Raw genomic sequence first — 16,855 nt, forward strand, 5'->3', positions numbered from 1 at the left:
GGCGGGCCCTTACGCACCGCGCAGCTGCATGCCTCGAACCGGCCTCGCGTGGAGACCAGCACGGTCGCGGCGACTCAACAAGGTGGCGCACTGCAAGACATCAGGCACAAGGTAAACGTGGGGACAACTCGGGGACAGCGAGTCGAGCGACGGCGGAAAAACAGCAGGGCGCGAGCGACAAGGGCTTCATCAAGTTTCGCCGTTTTCGCACGTCAGGGGAGTGTCTGAGTCCTGGGGGTCAAGTGACCGCGGTGTAGCGATCGAGTTCCACGATCAGGCAGGCGCACCGCTGTGTTGTGTCAGGGCAGCGTCACTTGTCGAGCTGAGGTTGTGATCGGGGAGACAGTACGGATCCGGCGGGGTCCGTGCCTCTTTCCGTCGGTCGCCGTAACGCCCGCCCTCGGTTCGGCGATCTTGAGTCCGGCCCCCAGGGGAGAATCGCGTGCGCTGGCCGGGATCGTCGCAGGCCTGCTCGTTCTGCTGACGGGCTGCTCGCACGTCATCGACGGCCGGGTGGCACCGACCGCGAGCAACGCCTCCTTCGGGCACTGCTCACCTCGTGGTGGACGATGTCGGTGCTGCGGGCTGACCGCGGTCAGCCCCGGGTCAGGTCCGCCGACACCCTCCAGAGGCGCTCCGCGGTCGCCGGGTCGAGGGCCCATTCCTTTACCCCGTGCGGGTGGTCGGCGAGTTCGGCGTCGTCCGGCACCGTGTAGGCCTCCTGCGCGTCGTCGAGGTAGTGGCCGCCGGTGTGGGCGAACTGCGGGGCGACCGCAGCGACGACGCTCGTCGCTGCTCCCTGTTCGACCGTCTTGTAAGTGAAGATGCCCGCGGCTTCGGCCGCGGCGAGGGATTCCTTCTGAGCTGGGGTGAAGTTCCGCTGCAGTCCGGTGGCGACGCCACCGGGGTTGACGGTGTTCGCGAAGATCCCGTCGGCCGTCCAGCGGCGGGTTGCTTCCACCGCAAACAGCGAGTTCGCCGTTTTCGATTGGGCGTAAGCGATCTGAGGGTCGTATGCGCGGCGTGTGAAGTGCAGGTCTGCGAAGTCGACGCCGGCGCGCATGTGCGCCGTCGAACTGACCGAGACGATCCGCGCCTCGCCGCGGTCTGCGGCGCCGCGGGCGAGTGCCGCGTGCAGGCCGGTGGCCAGGGCGAAGTGCCCGAGGTGGTTCGTTGCGAACTGCAGTTCCCAGCCCTGCGCGGTGTAGGCCGGTCCGCCGGTGACGATGCCCGCGTTGTTCACCAGGAGGTGCAACGGCCCGTCCCACTCCTGCGCGAACTGGCGGACGGACATCTGGTCGGCGAGGTCGATCCGGGCGACACGCGAACGTGGCCCCAGGACCGCCGCGGCCGCGTTCCGGACCGCCAGGGTCACCTCGGCTCCCGCCGCGGCCAGCGCGCGAGCAGTTTCCGCGCCGATGCCGGAAGACGCCCCGGTGACGATCGCGCGGACGCCGGTGAGGTCGACGCCCGCCAGCACTTCGTCCGCGGTGCTGGTGGCGGTGAACGGCGTGGTGATGAGCTTTCGCGCGGTCATGCCGCGAACTATACAGACTAAACAGAACTTGTATAGTCAGATTGGGACCCGTAGAGTTGCCGCATGGCCGTTTCCGAAGCTCACGACGCCACCGAGGCCAGTCGCCGTGACACGGTGCTCGAGTCGGCGCTGCTGACGTTCGCCCGGCACGGGTACCAGAAGACCTCCATGGAGGAAGTCGCGCGCACGGCCCGGATCTCCCGGCCGGGGCTGTACTTCCTGTTCGCGTCCAAACAGGACCTGTTCCGCGCGGCGGTCACCCGGGCGCTTCAGCGGGACCTCGCTGCGGCAGAGGAGATCCTCGCCGACGCCGGAAAGCCGTTGCGGGAGCGGCTGGTCGGCGCGTTCGACCGGTGGGCTGGCCGCTACGTCGGACCGACGAGCCGCGACGTCCCGGACGTCATCGCTCAGAACCCGGACCTGCTCGGGCCGATCACCCACACGGCCCCGAAGCGTTTCGAAGAACTCGTCGTCGCCGCGGTGGGCGGGGAGTCGGCAGCCGGCGTCGCGCAGACCTTGATCAGCGCCTCGGTCGGGTTGAAGCACCAGGTGGCGACCCGGGAGGCGTATCTCGGCCGCATGACGACCGCGATCGGCCTCCTCGTCCAATAACGGCTCGCGGGCACAGCGTCGATCAGGAACATCGACTGGCACACGGACGATAGAAGTCGACCTAGCCGGTCGACTGCGCACAGGTGTCGCCACATTGCGGAAGGCTGGGCTTTACCCCGAGACGAACAACCTGTCACGCAAAGCGCGAGGCCGATGAATCGAACGCGATCGAGGGCGTGGGTCTAGTTTCAAAGAAGCAGCCGCGATCTTGAACTCAGACGCTGAACACCTGGCTCGACCAAGCCGCGCCCGTGGTCGCGGACGCGTTCATCAGGACGTGAGTCCGGTCCTCTCCCGTGGTGCATGGAGGTTCGGCGGCGGCTGAGATCAGTCACGCACCTCGCGCGGTCAAGACCGGACAGCGGGCATACTCACGGCCTGGCACGGTCTATGCCCGGTCCACACAGCCCATAGGTCAGCTTCCGTGCAGGTCAGAGGCCATTTCCGGGCTGGATTCAAAATGGGTCGCCACTGCGCGACAAGGGGCCGGCAGCGGACCTTGCCTGTAGCGGGCCAGTCGAGTGAATGCGCGAGGCGGGCCACGGCGCGATCCGTCCAATAGCGGCGCGAAGCACGACACGAACACAGGTCGAGACAGTGTGGCCTACTTGGCTGGTCCACAACTAGTCCACGCTGACGCGCACGCGTAGATCAACGGCACAAGTCAGCGCAGTCAGCAAAAGAGCCCGTGAGCAGCGAGTTTGCTGCCCACGGGCTCTTTGAATCTCCGGTCGGGCTGACAGGATTCGAACCTGCGACCCCTTGACCCCCAGTCAAGTGCGCTACCAAACTGCGCCACAGCCCGGACCCGTGCTCCCCGGAGGTGCTCCGTGAAGCGCGATGTGAGTACTGTAGCGGGTCGCGATCGGGGGGTTGCAGGGAGGCCCACATTTATGGTCTGACCTGCGGGAACTTCGGCAACGGAGGGTGACGCCGCGAGCGGGCTCGGGCCGTGGGTGTCCAGCGTCAGCGACACGTCGGCGGGCCCCAGCACCTGCCGGACGGACAAGAAGGAAGAACTGCCGCCAGCGGACGCCTTTGGTCATGCCGCAAAGGAAAACGAAGCGACATAACGCGAAGAGACCAATACGATCAAGCGGATGCGTCCCCCAGGAAGGCAGATCGAGTGACCACTGCAAACGTCATCCGGCTTGACCAGTTGGCCGCGGCGGCCGAGAGGCTGTTCGAGCATGTGAGGGAGGTCCACGGGGACACCGTGGAGGTGGATGCCGACTACTTCTGGGCCATCCCGCCCGACGCGCTCTACGACGTCTCACGAGAGCCCCCAGGGCTCACCATCGGCCAGTTGTCGGAGTGTGAACAGCATGTTCGGCAGCTGGTGGAGGGCGAGCGGCCTCCGGTTGCCTACCACCTGGTCTGGCTCAGCGATCTGCTGCGGGCCGTCGGAAACACGGTGGTGGGGTGAGCAGGCCGGGCGGTTACTCGGAGTGGGCAGGTCAGGGCGTTGCCCTACGATCGCGGCGTGGCGAGTGGACCGGTCGAGCGCGCGAGGCTTCTGCGTGAGACGTGCGAGTTCGTGCTCGGCCGTGGGGTGGTCGATCTGTCCCTGAGTGAGCTCGCGCGGGGTATCGGGTCCAACAATCGGATGTTGCTCTACCACTTCGGGTCGCTCGACGGGTTGCTTGCGGCCGCGGTGGACGAGATTCTCGGCGGGACCGCGCTGCTCGATCGGTTCGGCGAGCTGCTCACCGGCGAGGGGACGACGGCCGAGCGGGTCGCGGCGGCGTGGCGGCACATTGCGGACCCGGCGCGGCGGCCGCATCTGCAGCTGTTCTTCGCGCGGTTCGGCATGGCGGCCGACGTGCCGGGCCGGCATCCGGAGTTTCTCGCGCAGACGCGCGAGCGGTGGGTCGAGGTCGTGGCGGGGGCGCTTCGGGGGGACGCAACCGTCGTGCGGCCTGACGACACCGCGATGGCGATCGTGGCGTTGTGGCGGGGGCTGCAGATGCTGCTCATCTGCGGGACGCCGCCGGCCGAGGTTGAGGCGGCGCATGAGCGGGCCGTCGCGGCGCTGTTGCCCGGGTAGGTAGACTCCCCACGGAAGTGAATCGATCAGTTCACTTCTACGGGACCCGGGAGGAACTCTTGACCGCGCTGCCGAAGGCCGAGCTGCACGTTCACCTCGAGGGCACGCTCGAGCCCGAGGACATGGTTCGGTTCGCCGCCCGCAACGGCGTGGAGCTGCCGTGGCGCAGCCCGGAGGAGCTGCGGGCCGCGTACGCGTTCACCGGGCTGGAGAACTTCCTGTCGGTGTACTTCCAGGGCTGCCGGGTGCTGTGCACGCGCGAGGATTTCCGCGAGCTGACGGTCGCGTATCTGCAGCGCGCCGCCGGCCAGGGCGTGCGGCGGGCGGAGATGTTGTTCGGGCCGCAGGCGTTCCTCGACCGCGGCATCCCGATCGGCGAGCAGGTCGGCGGGATCGTCGACGGCATCGACGAAGTCCGCGAAACACATGGCATCGACGGCGCGCTCCTGGTCAGCGCGCACCGCCACCGCAGTGAGGGCGACGCGCTGGAGCTGCTCGAGCTGGTCCGGCCGTGGCGGGAGCGGGTGCTCGGGATCGGCCTCGGTGGAGCCGAGCGGGGGAACCCGCCGGCGAAGTTCGCGCGTTACTTCGATGCGGCGTGTGCGGAGGGTTACCGCACCACGTGCCACGCCGGGGAGGAGGGGCCGGCCGCCTACGTCACCGAGGCGCTGGACGCGTGTCACGTCGAGCGCATCGACCACGGTTACGCGGCGGCCGAGAATCCCGACCTCGTCGCGCGGCTGGCCGACGAGCAGGTCACGCTGACGATGTGCCCGCTCTCGAACCTGCGCCTGCACGTGACGGACGACCTCAGCACGTACCCGCTGAGGCGGCTGCTGGACGCCGGCGTCCCGGTGACCGTCAACTCCGACGATCCGGCGTATTTCGGCGGCTACGTCAACGAGAATTACGAGGCCGTCACCGATGCGCTCGGCCTGACCGAAGCCGAGGTGACCACCTTGGTGCGCAACAGTTTCAGCGGCTCGTTCGCGCACGCCGAGGAGCTGCGGGATGTGTTCGAGGAGATGTCCGACGGCGAGCACCGATAAAACGGCTGGAATCACTGTGCCGCCTCTAAAGCAGCAAGTCACCCTGCTCGCCGGCTCCTGACCTCAGCCAGCCAACTGCACCTGGCCATTGCCGTGCAGTTCTCCCGTCGAGAACCGCAGTGAAGTGTGCCTCGATCTCGGCCGAGTTCGGCTGCCGTTCGACGTTCACGGGCCGACCACCCGCACCCGGCTCAGATCGGGCCAGTCGGTGGACGGCTCGCCGAAGCACACATACTCCACGTAGCTCAGCCTGCCGTCGTCGGCGAAGAGGAGGACTTGGCCCGGGGACTCGTCATCGGAGGCCAGGACTTCGAGCTCGATCGGCACAAGTCTCGAACTCAGAGAGGCCATCGGCGCGGAGTCGTCCGTCCGTAAGCTGACCGAGGGGCAACCACAGCCGCAGCACCCGTCGACGACGGCGGACGTCGACTGCTGTCGAAGTTCCGCCGCGCCGGCGAAGTCGGGCGAAAGGACGAGGGCGAGGATCGCCCGTTCCTGCACGGTGAGCGGTCTCGGCGGATCGATCTTCACCCGGTCGAGCATGCCCTACCCGGCTGGCCGTGGACAACCGAGAAACGGCTGCGGCCGATTGAGTGAAGAAGCCGCGCGGGGCAACCCTCTCCCCCTGTATCGCGTGATTGTTTCACCGCGCAGTCGATTTTACTGTCCACAGCAGAACGTTCAGGTGATGTTCTTGACTTCACGGTATTTGACCTCACGCCAACACTGATCATCCACTGTGGACGCTTCGCTCAGAGGTTCCGGCCGAAGAACCCCGCCAGCTTGTCCACCGCCGGGCCCACGTACTGCTCCTTGTCGTAGAGGTCGACGTGGCTGGCGCCTTCCACGTGGTGCAGTTCCTTGGGACCGGTGGCCTTCTGGAACGCCTCGACGCTCATCCACGCGGTGATCGCGCGCGTCCCGACGATCATCAGCAGCGGCCGCGAGCCGATCAGCGGGGCCGCGGTGAAGGCGTCGAACGTGGCGAACCTGTCGACGCTCGTCCAGTCGAAGACCTCGGCCGAGCGCGGGTGGTGCCCGCGCTCGGTGCGGTAGTACTCGAAGCCCTCCGCGCCGTGCTCCCCGCCGAGGGCACGCGCCTGTTCGACGGTCTCGGGGAACAGGGTGAGCGGCGCGGGCTTCTCACCGGCCGCCACCGCGGTGCGGGCGTGGGCGGCGGCGTCCAGCATGCCTTCGAACACGGCCGGGTCCTGCGTGCCGTCGGCGCCGAAGCGGAATTGACGGGCGATGTCGGCGCCGCTGACCGTGGCGACGGCCTTCACGCGGCGGTCGCCGCCCGTGGCCGACAGCGAGTAGCCGCCCGACGCGCAGATGCCGAGCTCGCCGATGCGGCCCGCGTCCACTTCGGAACGGGTGGTCAGGAACGACACGGCCGCCTTGAAGTCTTCCACGCGCTGGGCGGGGTCTTCGAGGCCACGCGGCTCGCCGCCGCTCTCGCCCTGGTAGGCGGCGTCGAACGCGAGCGTCACGAACCCGCGTTCGGCCAGCCGGGCCGCGTAGAGGCCGGCGGCCTGCTCCTTCACGCCGCTGCCGGGGTGGCCGACGACCACGGCCGGGCCCGGGCCGGCGGCCCCGTCCGGGACGTAGAGGTGGCCGGCGAGCCGGACGCCGGCGCTGTCGAAGGTGACGTCGATCTTCGGCACGGGATACTCTCCTCGATGATCTTGCACCCGGCGGGATACCGGGCCCTGACTCCACGATCCGGCCGCAGCCGCGACACCACCAGAGCCGGGTTTCGGGGTGGTCAGGATCCTGGCCCTCTTGCGCGCGCCCGGCCGGGCGCAGAATGAACCCATGACCACTCCGTCCGGCTCCGCGCGGCTCGGCGACTTCCTCAAGGCGCGCCGCGCCCAGCTGACCCCCCGCGACGTCGGCCTGCCCGAGACCGGCACCCGCCGCAAGGTCGCGGGACTGCGCCGCACCGAGGTCGCCCAGCTGGCGGCCATCAGCGTCGAGTACTACACGCGGCTCGAACAGGGCCGCGTGCAGGCGTCGGCGACGGTCCTGGCCACGCTCGCGCGCGCCCTGCGGCTGGACGACGACCAGCAGACCTACCTCTACGACCTCGCCGGCAAGGCCGACGCGCGCCCGCGCCGCCGTCGCGCCGTGCAGCGCGTGCGGCCCGCCATCCGCCGGCTGCTCGACCAGCTCACCGAGACCCCGGCGATCGTGCTGGGCAAACGCCTCGACATCCTCGGCTGGAACACCGCTGCGACCGCGCTGTACGTCGACTTCGCGCAGGTCACGCCCGCGCGGCGCAACTACGTGCACCTCATGTTCACCGAGCCGGCGTTCCGCGCCCTGCACCCGCGCTGGCAGCAGGACGCGCGCGTGGCCGTGTCCGCGCTGCGCATGGAGGCGGCCGGCGATCCCGAGGACCCGGACCTGGCGCGCCTCGTCGGCGAGCTTTCCGTGCAGGACGGGGACTTCCGCACGTGGTGGGCCGAACACCGGGTCACCAGCGCGGGGTTCGGCACCAAGAACTACCGGCACCCGCTCGTCGGCGACCTCACGCTGGACTGCGACACGTGGCTGAGCCCCGACGACTCCGGCCAGCGCCTGATGGTCCTCACCGCCGAGCCCGGCACGCCTTCGCGCGAAGCACTGGACATCCTGTTGTCCTGGCACACCGAGCACTCGGCGGCCAAGCGATGACGTGGACCGCTCCGGAACTGGCGGCACTTTCGGCTTCGGCGTCGCTGGAGCTCAGCGCCGGACCCGGCGACGCCTCGGTGGAAGTCGGTTTCGTCCTCGTCGACGGGACGCTGTTCGTGCGTGCGTTCCGGGGTCCGGGGTCGCGGTGGTTCCAGTCCGCCGCGAACCACCGCCGGGGCCGCGTCCGGGTCGGCTCGCTGAGCCGCGCCGTCGCGTTCGCCGCCGACGGCGAACGCTCGGCCGAGATCGACGAGGCGTACCGGGCCAAGTACGGAGCCGCTTCGCTCGTCACCAACGCCGAGGCACGAGCCGCGACGCTCCGGATCAGCCCGGCGGATCACTCCACTGTGGACGGACGGGGCCCGCGCGTCAGCACGTGAGGCCGCGGGCGAGGACGTCCTTGCGCACCTTGCCCATCGCGTTGCGCGGCAGCTCCGGTACCAGCTCCAAACGGGTGGGCCAGTACCACTCGGTCATGCCGAGCGCGGCGAGGTGCTCACGCAGGCCGGCGAGCGTCGGCGGCTCGGCGGCGGGCACGACGACGGCCGCGGGCAGCTCGCCGTCCGCGGCGTCGGGGTAGCCGACGAGCGCGACGTCGCGGACGGCCGGGTGGTCGAGCAACGCGGACTCCACGTCGGCGGCCGGGATCATCAGGACGCCGCCGATGCGGTCGGCGTCGCGGCCCAGGAGGCGGATGCCGCCGCGGCCGTCGGGGATCGCGAGGTCACCGGTGTCGTACCAGCCGTCGTCGTGGTCGGCCGCCACGGTGAGCTCACCGGTGTCGCGGTCGACGGTGGCCAGGCAGACGGTGGCGCCCCGGATGTAGAGCCGGCCGGGCCGTTCGGCGGTGATTTCGCCCAGGTCGGACCGCAGATCGAGGTCACTGCCGCGGGAGATCCGGCCGACGCTGTGCAGCGCCCAGTCCGGCGGGTCGTCGGCGCGCATGAGGGTGCCGCCGCACTCGGTCATGCCCCAGCACGTGCGCAGCGGCACACCCAGGACGCGGGCGACGTCGGCGACGAGCGCGGCGGGAGTCGCGGTGCCGAGCGTGGTGACGGTCCGCAGCCGGCCGGGCCGCGCGTACGGCAGCAGCCCGGCCAGGAACGCAGGCGCGATCAGCAGCTGTGTCACGGCCGTCTCTTCGAGGTACGCGCCGACGACCTCGGGTTCCCAGCGGTCCGCGACGACCGCGCAGCCGCCCGTGAGCAACGGGCGCATGAGGCAGTGGAAGATGCCGCCGGTGTGCGTGAGGGAGTGCGGGGTGAAGAACCGCTCGGCCGGCCCCTGGTCGTCGGCCGTGATGTGCGCGGCGGCGGTGGCGTACTCGGTGTTCAGTGTGTGCAGCGCGCCTTTCGGCCGGCCGGTCGTGCCGGAGGTGAACAGCACCAGGCTGACCTGGTCGGGGTCCGGTCGGGCGTCGTCGAGGGCGACGGCGTGCCGCGTTTCCCACGGTTGCTCGAAGTGCCGCGTGAAATCGACCTCGTCCGCCGACACCCGCGAGCCCAGCACGACCCGGTGCCGCAGCTTCGGCAGCCTCGGGGCCATCTCGGCCAGAGCCGCCGCGTGGTCGTGGCCGTCCCAGACGTCGGCCGTCACGCACACCGACGCCCCCACCCGGGCGAGCACGCGCTCCAGCTCGCGTGACCGGATCGTCGGCATCACGGGCGCCACCAGCGCGCCGACCCGGAAACAGGCCAGCAGCAGCGGATCGACCTGCCACACGTTCGGCAGCTGCACGGCCACGACCTGCCCCGGCCCCACGCCCAGCTCGGTCAGCGCCCCGGCGTAGCGCTCGACGCAACGCGCGTACTCGCGATAGGTCAGCCGGGTCGTCTCGCCGGTCGCCGTCCGAAGCGCGATGAGCGCGGTCGCGTCCGGTGTCTCGTCACGCCACCGCGCGAGATCCCGCAGCGGATTTCCGTCCCGCCAGAAGCCTTCCGCGCGAAACCGGTCCACAACGGACGGTGGCGGCCGGAGGCTGAACACCGTCCGTCCCGGTCCTGGCGTGAACACGTCGGTGATGGCCGGCCCCCTTCGGCTCTGGCGGGCGGTGAACGGCACGACCACGCTACGACTGCACTCCCGCCCGGCCGAGGCTCCGCCGGGCAGAATTCCCCGGCCGACCGGGCAACTCAAATCGCCCTTCGCACGTATACCTCTCGAACCGAGGGGGAACCGATGACCGACCCGACCGAAGCCGAGTTCAAGGCGGCCGGCCGATGGCTGGAAAAACACGACGTCCCGGCGAGCCGGCTCACGCCGCTGCTCGTCCGGCGGCTCGGCGTGCGCGCGGGCGCGCGACCCGGGCCGACGTGGACCGGGATGCTCGCCGGTCTGCTGCTGATCGCGTTCGGCTCGTTCGCGGTGCAGTTCCTGTCGCTGCTGCCCGGAGTGGACCACGACGACCTGCCCGAGGGCCGCTCCTTCTTCTGCCTCTTCGCCGGGCTGCAGCTCGTCCTCTGGTTGCCCGTGCGGTGGGCCGACCGGCGCACCGCGGCCTGGCTCGGCGCGACGGCACCCGCGCAGCGACCTCCGTGGCGAGGGGTGCTGAACGGGTGGTCCGTCGCGGCCCTCGTGGTCACCTTCGGCGGTGGCGCGGCCTTGGCCGTGACGATGGTCGTGTCGTCGGGCAGCGTGTGGGCGCTGCTGTGGCTCGGGCTGCTGGCGCCGGGCGCGGTCGTGGTGGCGGCGGTGCTGCTCGGCGTGCTGACCCGCCCGGTGCTCGCCGACGACGAGCTCTCCCGTTCCGTCGACGGGATCCTGCGCCGCACCGAGCCCGTCTTGGCGCTGCCGGCGTTCTACACGCTACCGGTACTCGCCGACCTCGCCACGACCAACCGTCAGCCGCCCGGCTTCGCGCCGTGGCTGATCGCGTACGTCGTCCTCGCCGTCGGCGCGCAGGCGGCCGGGCTGGTCCGGCACCGGCGCCGGGCGCTGCCCGCGGCTGCCTGAGGCGACGGCGGGCGTCTCGGACCGGAAGCTGTGCCCGAGCTGCTCGCCGAGGCCGAAGTAGTGGCGGAAGTTGTAGATCAGCGGGCTCCACTTCGCGGGATCCACGTGCTGCGTGCCGGGCACGACCAGCTCCGGCGCGCAGTGCACCCGCAGCACGTCGGCCTCGATGACGAGGAACCCGGCGCGCTCGCGGACGGCCGCCGCGCGCGCTTCCAGCTGCAGCGGGCATTCGGCGATGCGCGGCGGCCGGACCAGCTCGGCGGGGCGCGGCCGTAGCCCGGCCGCGGCGAACTTGTCCGGCTCGTACCGGAAGCGGTCCCGTTTGTGCTCGGGCACCGGGTCCGCTCCCGTCAGCGGGGCGAGCCGCTCCACCGCCGCCCACTGGCCGGGGCCGGGCAGGTTGACCACGAGGTCGGGACGCGAGGTGAGGTTGCGCGCGCCGTGGCCGCTGCGGGCCAGGCCGAGCACCACGACCTCACCGAGCGCCCAGGCCGAGGACATCGGCGTGATGTTCGGGGAGCCGTCGGCGTTTTCCGTCGTCAGCAAGGCGACCGGCGTGCCGAAGTAGAGGATGCTGGGGGTTATCGCGACATGATCGTTCACGAGCGCCCACGCTAGGGTCGCCGCGCTTCGGTCCCGGCCGAACCGACGGGCGGCTCAGAACTCCTCGGCGATCGACGACCAGAACCGCAGCGCCGCCCGTTCCATCTCCAGCCCGAGCCGCAGCGGGATCATGCGGCGCGCGTACTTCGGCTCGGCACCGAAGCGGCGCTGCATGTCCTCGTACACCGAGATGCGTTCCTCGTGCTGCTTGATCTGCTCGCGCGCCAGGTTCACGATGTTGCCGGTGTCGCCCAGCTCGTTGAAAAACAGCTTCATCTCGGCGATGTCGCGCATCTCGAAGTGCTCGTGCGTGGGCGCGGCCAGCCAGGCGCGCACGGCATCGCGGCCTTCGTCGGTGATGCTGTAGACCTTGCGGCGCCGCCCGGTCTGCTCGGTCTCGACCTCCAGCAGCCCCATGCGCTCCAACCGCTCCGGCTCGGAGTACAGCTGCGCGTGGGGGAAGGACCAGAAGTACCCCACCGAGTGCCCGACGGCGCGCTTGAGGTCGTACGGCGTGGACGGGCCACGCAGCCCGATCGTCCCCAGCACGACGTACGAAGTCGTGCTCAACCGTCCGCTTGACATGCCCTCGACCCTACCGTAATTTCGCCCATGGTCCGAAACAGATCATTCGAATCGGACCATCGATCTCCGGGAGTGCGACGATGGACTTGGTGAGATCGTTCCGCTGGACGGCGGAGCGCTATCCGCATCGCCGGGCCGTGGGCGGCCGGCACCCGATGACCTACGCGCAGTGGGACGAACGCACCGACCGGCTGGCCGGCGCGCTGACCCGGCTGGGCGTGCGCCCGGGCGACCACGTCGCCCTCCTGCTCGCCGGTGGTGAGCCCCTGGCGAGCCTGCACCTGGCCGTGCAGAAGACCGGCGCGATCTCCGTTCCGCTGTCCACGCGCTTCAGCGCCGACGACGTGGCCTACTGCCTGCGCGACTGCTCCCCGACGCTCCTGATCACCGACAGCACCACCGACCCGACCGTCGCCGGCATCGCCGAACTGCCGGCCCGCGCGCACTCCGGAGCGGCGCTGGACGCACCCGAGCGGGTGACGCCGCTGGCGCGGCTGCTGGACTCGCCCGCGCCGAAGCACCAGCCGGCCGAGGACGACACGAGCGTCATGCTCTACACGTCCGGCACCACGGGCCGGCCGAAAGGCGTGCCGCGCCGGCACTCCGCCGAGCACGCGGCCGCGGTGGCGCACCTGATCCAGACGCAGCACCGCACCGGTGAGGTCGCCCTCGGCGTGATGCCGATGTTCCACACGATGGGCATGCGGGCGCTGCTGGCGAGCATCGTCGCGGCGGGTACCTGGGTGCCGCAGGTGAAGTTCGACGCCGAGGAGTCGCTGGAGCTCATCACCGAGGAGGAGGTGAGCGCGCTCTACCTGGTGCCCACCGCGTACTGGTCGCTGGTCCACACAGGACGGCTGGCCGAGGCGAAGTCCGTGCGCCGGCTGGCCTACGCGGGCGCGTCGATGACACCGGCGCTCGCCGAGCGGCTCGACGCCGAGCTGCACCCGGAGGTGTTCGTCAACCACTTCGGCAGCACGGAGATCTACACCTTCACGATCGGGCCCGACGTGCGCCGCAAACCGGGCTGTGCCGGGCGCGCCGGGGTCTTCTCCCGCGTCCGCCTGGTCAGCCCGGCCGAGGGCGCGACCCCGGACGACGTCGTGGCGCCGGGCGAACCGGGCCAGGTCGCGGTGTCGCTGGAGAGCCCGGAGGCGTTCCGCGGGTACTGGCACCGGCCCGACGCCGACGCGAAGTCGCTACGTGCCGGCTGGTACTTCACCGGCGACCTCGCGACCGAGGACGAGGACGGCGACCTGTGGGTCGCGGGCCGCGTCGACGACATGATCAACTCCGGTGGCGAGAACATCTACCCCGAGGACATCGAAGACGCCCTCGTGCGCTGCCCGGCCGTCGCCGAGATCGTGGTCGCCGGGCTCCCCGACGACCGCTGGGGCAGCGCGGTGACCGCCTTCGTCGTGCCTTCGGCCGGGCACCGGCCCGAGGAAACGCTGGCACAGCTGGAGTCCTACGCGCGAGAGCACTCGGGACTGCCGTCGCTGAAACGGCCCAAGCGCTACCTGGCCGTGGCCGGCATCCCCAAGTCGGCCGTCGGCAAGATCCTGCGCCGTGAGCTGACCGCGGGCCACTACCGCCGGCTGGCACAGCTCGTGCCGGGCAAGGAGCACGCATGACGGCGGCCCGCATCGAAGACGTCCCCTTGCTGTGCGGCAAGGGGAAGTTCCTCGACGACCTCGACCCGATGCGCGGCTCGCTGGTCGCGGCGGTCGTGCGCAGCCCGCACCCGCACGCGCGCATCCGGTCCGTCGAGCTGTCCCGCGCCCGCGCCCACCCCGGCGTCGCGGCGGTCCTAGGGCCGGACGACGTGCTCGCGGCCCTGAAGCCGTTCCCGCTCTCGCTCAAGACGCCGATCCGCTATTACCCCACCGGGACCGACAAGGTGCGGTTCGTCGGCGAGCCCGTGGCCGTCGTCGTCGCGACGGACCGCTACACGGCCGAGGACGCGGCGGAACTGGTCGAAGTGGACTACGAGCCGCTGCCGCCCGTGGTCGACTCCACGCGCGCGATCGCCGCGGACGCTCCGCTGCTGCACGAGGAGCTCGGCAGCAACGTCGCCACCGACCGGACGTTCAGCTTCGGCCCCGTCGACGAGCTCTTCGCCGGAGCCGCGCACGTGGTCACCGGCGAATACCGGTTCCCGCGCTACACCTCGGCGCCCATGGAGTGCTACTCGGTCGTCGCGGAGTGGCTGGAGGACGTCGACGGGCCGGGCGTCACCGCGTGGGCCAACTTCCACGGGCCGTTCTCGATGGTGCCGGTGCTCGCGGCGGGCCTCGGGCTGCCGACGTCGCGGGTGCGGCTGCGCGTGCCCGCGGACATCGGCGGCAGCTTCGGCATCAAGTCCGGCATCTACCCCTACGTCGCGCTGATGGCCTTGGCCAGCAAGCATTGCGGCCGGCCGGTGCGCTGGACCGAAGACCGTGTGGAGCACCTGCTGTCGAGCTCCGCCGGCTCGGACCGGTGGATGCGGTTCGAGGCCGCCGTCGACGCCGACGGCAAGGTCGAGGCCCTGCGCGCGGACCTCGTCGACAACGTCGGCGCGTACCTGCGTCCGCCCGAGCCCAGCACGCTCTACCGCTGCTTCGGCAACATCACCGGTGCGTACGGCATCGGCGCGGTGGCGATCCGGGCCCGGGCGGTGGTCACGAACAAAACCCCCACCGGCCTCAACCGCGGTTTCGGCGGCCAGCAGCTCTACTTCGGGCTCGAGCGGATCATGGACCGCGTCGCCCGTGAGCTCGACCTCGACCCGGCGGAGATCCGGCGCCGCAACCTGATCCAGGCCGGCGCGTTCCCGTACCACACGCCCAGCGGCGGCGTGTACGACTCGGGCGACTACCCGAGGGCGTTCGAGCTGGCCCTGCGCAACGCCGACTACGAGAAGCTGCGCGTGCGCCAGCGCCAGGCGCGCGAGGCCGGCGAGTACTTCGGCGTCGGCATGGCGACGATCGTCGACCCGTCGGCGACCAACATCGGCTACGTCGGCCTCGCCACGCCGGCCGAGCAGCGCGCGACCGGACGCGGCAAGTCGGGCAGCACGGAGCACGTCCGGATCAGCGTCGACCCGCAGGGGGTGGTGTCGGTGCTGCTGGGCACCGTGCCGCAGGGCCAGGGACACGCCACGGTCGCGCGCCAGCTCGTGGCGCGGCGGCTGGGGCTGCCGCAGGAATCCGTGCGGCCGGTGGTCGAGATGGACACGGCCACCACACCGTGGACCATCACCTCCGGCAGCTACTCCTCGCGCTTCGCGCCACTGCTCACCAGCGCACTCGTCGCCGCGGCCGACAAGATCGCCGAGACGATCCGGGCGGCGGCCGGGGTGCTGCTCGACACGGACCCCGCCGGGCTGGAGCTCGCCGACGGGTTCGTGCGCAAACGCGACGCGCCCGAGGAGCGCGTGGCGTTCCGGCACGCCGCCGGGCTGGTGCACTGGGACCCCGGGTCGCTGCCCGAAGGGGTGCCGGCGCGGCTCTACGAGGAGGCCGCGTTCAACCCGCCGCAGGCCAAGGCACCGTCCACAGGGGACCAGATCAACTCCAGCCTGTGCTACGGCTTCGTCGCGGAGCTGGTCGCCGTGCGCATCGACCCGGTGAGCCTCGCCGTGGAGATCGAGCTGGTGTCCACGGTGCACGACGCCGGGACAATCCTGAACCCGAAGCTGCTCGAGGGCCAGGTGCACGGGGCGCTCGCGCACGCGCTCGGCGGCGCGCTGTACGAAGAACTCCGCTACGCCGACTCGGGCCAGCCCACGTCGGCGACCTTCATGGACTACCTCTGCCCCACCAGCGCGGAGGCCGGCTACCCGCTGATCAGCGACCACCTCGAGACGCCCTCGCCGTTCACCACGCTCGGCGCGAAAGGCTGCGGCGAGGGTTCGAGCATGAGCCTGCCGGTGGCGATCGCCAACGCGGTCACCGACGCTCTCGGCATCGAGGTGACGACCCTGCCCCTGCACGGCAACGTCGTGCACGAACTACTGGAAAGGAAGGCCTGATGGCGCTCACCGGAGGCGAGATCCGGCTCGGCCGCACCCACGACGGGCAGGTTGCCGAGCTGACGCTCTCCCACGGCCGCTTCACGATCATCACGTGGGAGATGCGGCAGCGGATGGCGGAGCTGTTCGCCGAGATCGACGCCGACGACGACGTGCGCGTGGTGGTGCTGAAGTCCGACGGCGAGCACTTCTCCTCGGGCGGCGACATCCCCGGTTTCATGGAGGTCGAGCCGGTGGACTTCACCGACCTCGGCCACAACGTCACCGCGCCCGCGCGGAGCAAGAAGATCGTGGTCGCGGCGGTCGACGGCTACTGCTTCGGCGTGGGCCTGGAGCTCGTGCTGTCCACGGACATCCGGCTGGCCACGCCGCGCAGCCGGTTCGCGCTGCCGGAGATGAAGCTCGGCATGATCCCCGGCAGCGGCGGCACGCAGCGGCTCGCGCGGCTGATCGGCCTCTCGCGCGCCAAGTTCCACATCCTCACCGCCGAGCGGATCACCGGCGAGCAGGCGCTGGACTGGGGCCTGGTGGCCAAGCTCGCGGCCGACCGCGACGAGCTGTACGCGGAGACCGACAAGGTCGTCGAGACCCTGCTGGGCTACTCGCCGATGGCCGCGCGCACCGCGAAGGAGGTGCTCGACAAGGGCGTCGACGGGCCGCTGTACACCGGCATCGAGCTGGAACGCAAGGCCTACGCGATGCTGCGCGCGAGCCACGACTTCGCCGAGGGCGTGGCCGCGTTCACCGAGAAGCGGCCCGCGAAGTTCCAGGGGCGCTGA

General features: G+C 70.7%; 15 protein-coding genes and 1 tRNA gene. 9 read left to right on the plus strand and 7 right to left on the minus strand.

Annotated elements, in window-relative coordinates; translation table 11 throughout:
• Positions 1-595: 595 nt before the first annotated feature.
• Positions 596-1,537, minus strand: coding sequence for an SDR family NAD(P)-dependent oxidoreductase (locus AB0878_RS04405; RefSeq protein WP_366576393.1), 942 nt, complete (start codon positions 1,535-1,537; stop codon positions 596-598).
• A gap of 63 nt (positions 1,538-1,600) precedes the next feature.
• Here AB0878_RS04405 and AB0878_RS04410 point away from each other — a divergent pair, with 63 nt between their 5' ends.
• The gene (locus AB0878_RS04410) at positions 1,601-2,149 is read left to right on the plus strand and encodes a TetR/AcrR family transcriptional regulator (RefSeq protein WP_366576395.1); all 549 of its coding nucleotides are present in this window, start codon (positions 1,601-1,603) and stop codon (positions 2,147-2,149) included.
• A 731-nt stretch (positions 2,150-2,880) separates the two neighbouring features.
• Here the strand turns inward: AB0878_RS04410 and AB0878_RS04415 are convergent.
• Positions 2,881-2,954: transfer RNA gene (locus AB0878_RS04415), tRNA-Pro, on the minus strand.
• Between the two features lie 321 nt (positions 2,955-3,275).
• Here AB0878_RS04415 and AB0878_RS04420 point away from each other — a divergent pair.
• From AB0878_RS04420 to AB0878_RS04430, 3 genes are read left to right on the plus strand one after another with little or no spacing between them, the layout of a single operon-like run.
• A complete protein-coding gene (locus tag AB0878_RS04420) occupies positions 3,276-3,575 on the plus strand; it encodes a hypothetical protein (RefSeq protein WP_366576396.1) in 300 nt (99 codons plus the stop codon).
• A 57-nt stretch (positions 3,576-3,632) separates the two neighbouring features.
• Positions 3,633-4,196, plus strand: a complete 564-nt coding sequence (locus AB0878_RS04425) for a hypothetical protein (protein ID WP_366576398.1) — start codon at positions 3,633-3,635, stop codon at positions 4,194-4,196.
• A 59-nt stretch (positions 4,197-4,255) separates the two neighbouring features.
• Positions 4,256-5,245, plus strand: a complete 990-nt coding sequence (locus AB0878_RS04430; RefSeq protein ID WP_366576400.1) for an adenosine deaminase — start codon at positions 4,256-4,258, stop codon at positions 5,243-5,245.
• A gap of 165 nt (positions 5,246-5,410) precedes the next feature.
• On the opposite strand, the gene AB0878_RS04435 is transcribed toward AB0878_RS04430, so the two are convergent.
• Both AB0878_RS04435 and AB0878_RS04440 read right to left on the minus strand, forming a co-directional pair.
• A complete protein-coding gene (locus AB0878_RS04435; protein ID WP_366576402.1) occupies positions 5,411-5,776 on the minus strand; it encodes a hypothetical protein in 366 nt (121 codons plus the stop codon).
• A 221-nt stretch (positions 5,777-5,997) separates the two neighbouring features.
• The gene (locus AB0878_RS04440) at positions 5,998-6,909 is read right to left on the minus strand and encodes an alpha/beta hydrolase (RefSeq protein WP_366576404.1); all 912 of its coding nucleotides are present in this window, start codon (positions 6,907-6,909) and stop codon (positions 5,998-6,000) included.
• 151 nt (positions 6,910-7,060) lie between these two features.
• Here AB0878_RS04440 and AB0878_RS04445 point away from each other — a divergent pair, with 151 nt between their 5' ends.
• Both AB0878_RS04445 and AB0878_RS04450 read left to right on the plus strand, forming a co-directional pair.
• Positions 7,061-7,921, plus strand: coding sequence for a helix-turn-helix domain-containing protein (locus AB0878_RS04445; protein WP_366576406.1), 861 nt, complete (start codon positions 7,061-7,063; stop codon positions 7,919-7,921).
• Complete coding sequence (locus AB0878_RS04450; RefSeq protein ID WP_366576408.1) at positions 7,918-8,301, plus strand: DUF2255 family protein; 384 nt, start codon at positions 7,918-7,920, stop codon at positions 8,299-8,301. Before AB0878_RS04445 ends, AB0878_RS04450 begins: the two co-directional genes overlap by 4 nt.
• On the opposite strand, the gene AB0878_RS04455 is transcribed toward AB0878_RS04450, so the two are convergent.
• The 3 genes from AB0878_RS04455 to AB0878_RS04465 form a co-directional block, all read right to left on the minus strand.
• A complete protein-coding gene (locus AB0878_RS04455; RefSeq protein WP_366576410.1) occupies positions 8,291-9,988 on the minus strand; it encodes an AMP-binding protein in 1,698 nt (565 codons plus the stop codon). The two genes, AB0878_RS04450 and AB0878_RS04455, sit on opposite strands and share 11 nt — an antisense overlap.
• Before the next feature lie 738 nt (positions 9,989-10,726).
• Complete coding sequence (locus tag AB0878_RS04460) at positions 10,727-11,476, minus strand: flavin reductase family protein (RefSeq protein WP_366576412.1); 750 nt, start codon at positions 11,474-11,476, stop codon at positions 10,727-10,729.
• 54 nt (positions 11,477-11,530) lie between these two features.
• Positions 11,531-12,061 (minus strand): PadR family transcriptional regulator, encoded by a 531-nt coding sequence (locus tag AB0878_RS04465; RefSeq protein WP_366576414.1) that lies wholly within the window; start codon positions 12,059-12,061, stop codon positions 11,531-11,533.
• An 80-nt stretch (positions 12,062-12,141) separates the two neighbouring features.
• Here AB0878_RS04465 and AB0878_RS04470 point away from each other — a divergent pair, with 80 nt between their 5' ends.
• The 3 genes from AB0878_RS04470 to AB0878_RS04480 are packed head-to-tail and all read left to right on the plus strand — an operon-like array spanning position 12,142 to position 16,855.
• Complete coding sequence (locus tag AB0878_RS04470) at positions 12,142-13,695, plus strand: AMP-binding protein (RefSeq protein WP_366576416.1); 1,554 nt, start codon at positions 12,142-12,144, stop codon at positions 13,693-13,695.
• Entirely contained in the window at positions 13,692-16,076 is a 2,385-nt protein-coding gene (locus AB0878_RS04475) for a xanthine dehydrogenase family protein molybdopterin-binding subunit (RefSeq protein ID WP_366576418.1), read from the plus strand. The genes AB0878_RS04470 and AB0878_RS04475 overlap by 4 nt, the downstream gene beginning before the upstream one ends.
• The gene (locus AB0878_RS04480) at positions 16,076-16,855 is read left to right on the plus strand and encodes an enoyl-CoA hydratase/isomerase family protein (protein ID WP_366576420.1); all 780 of its coding nucleotides are present in this window, start codon (positions 16,076-16,078) and stop codon (positions 16,853-16,855) included. Before AB0878_RS04475 ends, AB0878_RS04480 begins: the two co-directional genes overlap by 1 nt.

It is taken from the genome of Amycolatopsis sp. NPDC047767, assembly GCF_040704195.1.
Taxonomy (GTDB): domain Bacteria; phylum Actinomycetota; class Actinomycetes; order Mycobacteriales; family Pseudonocardiaceae; genus Amycolatopsis.

Coding starts and splice junctions, on each gene's coding strand:
- AB0878_RS04475 (WP_366576418.1), top strand. CDS start 13,692: ATGACGGCGGCCCGCATCGAAGACGTCCCCTTGCTGTGCGGCAAGGGG.
- AB0878_RS04405 (WP_366576393.1), bottom strand. CDS start 1,537: ATGACCGCGCGAAAGCTCATCACCACGCCGTTCACCGCCACCAGCACC.
- AB0878_RS04410 (WP_366576395.1), top strand. CDS start 1,601: ATGGCCGTTTCCGAAGCTCACGACGCCACCGAGGCCAGTCGCCGTGAC.
- AB0878_RS04470 (WP_366576416.1), top strand. CDS start 12,142: ATGGACTTGGTGAGATCGTTCCGCTGGACGGCGGAGCGCTATCCGCAT.
- AB0878_RS04465 (WP_366576414.1), bottom strand. CDS start 12,061: ATGTCAAGCGGACGGTTGAGCACGACTTCGTACGTCGTGCTGGGGACG.
- AB0878_RS04445 (WP_366576406.1), top strand. CDS start 7,061: ATGACCACTCCGTCCGGCTCCGCGCGGCTCGGCGACTTCCTCAAGGCG.
- AB0878_RS04480 (WP_366576420.1), top strand. CDS start 16,076: ATGGCGCTCACCGGAGGCGAGATCCGGCTCGGCCGCACCCACGACGGG.
- AB0878_RS04450 (WP_366576408.1), top strand. CDS start 7,918: ATGACGTGGACCGCTCCGGAACTGGCGGCACTTTCGGCTTCGGCGTCG.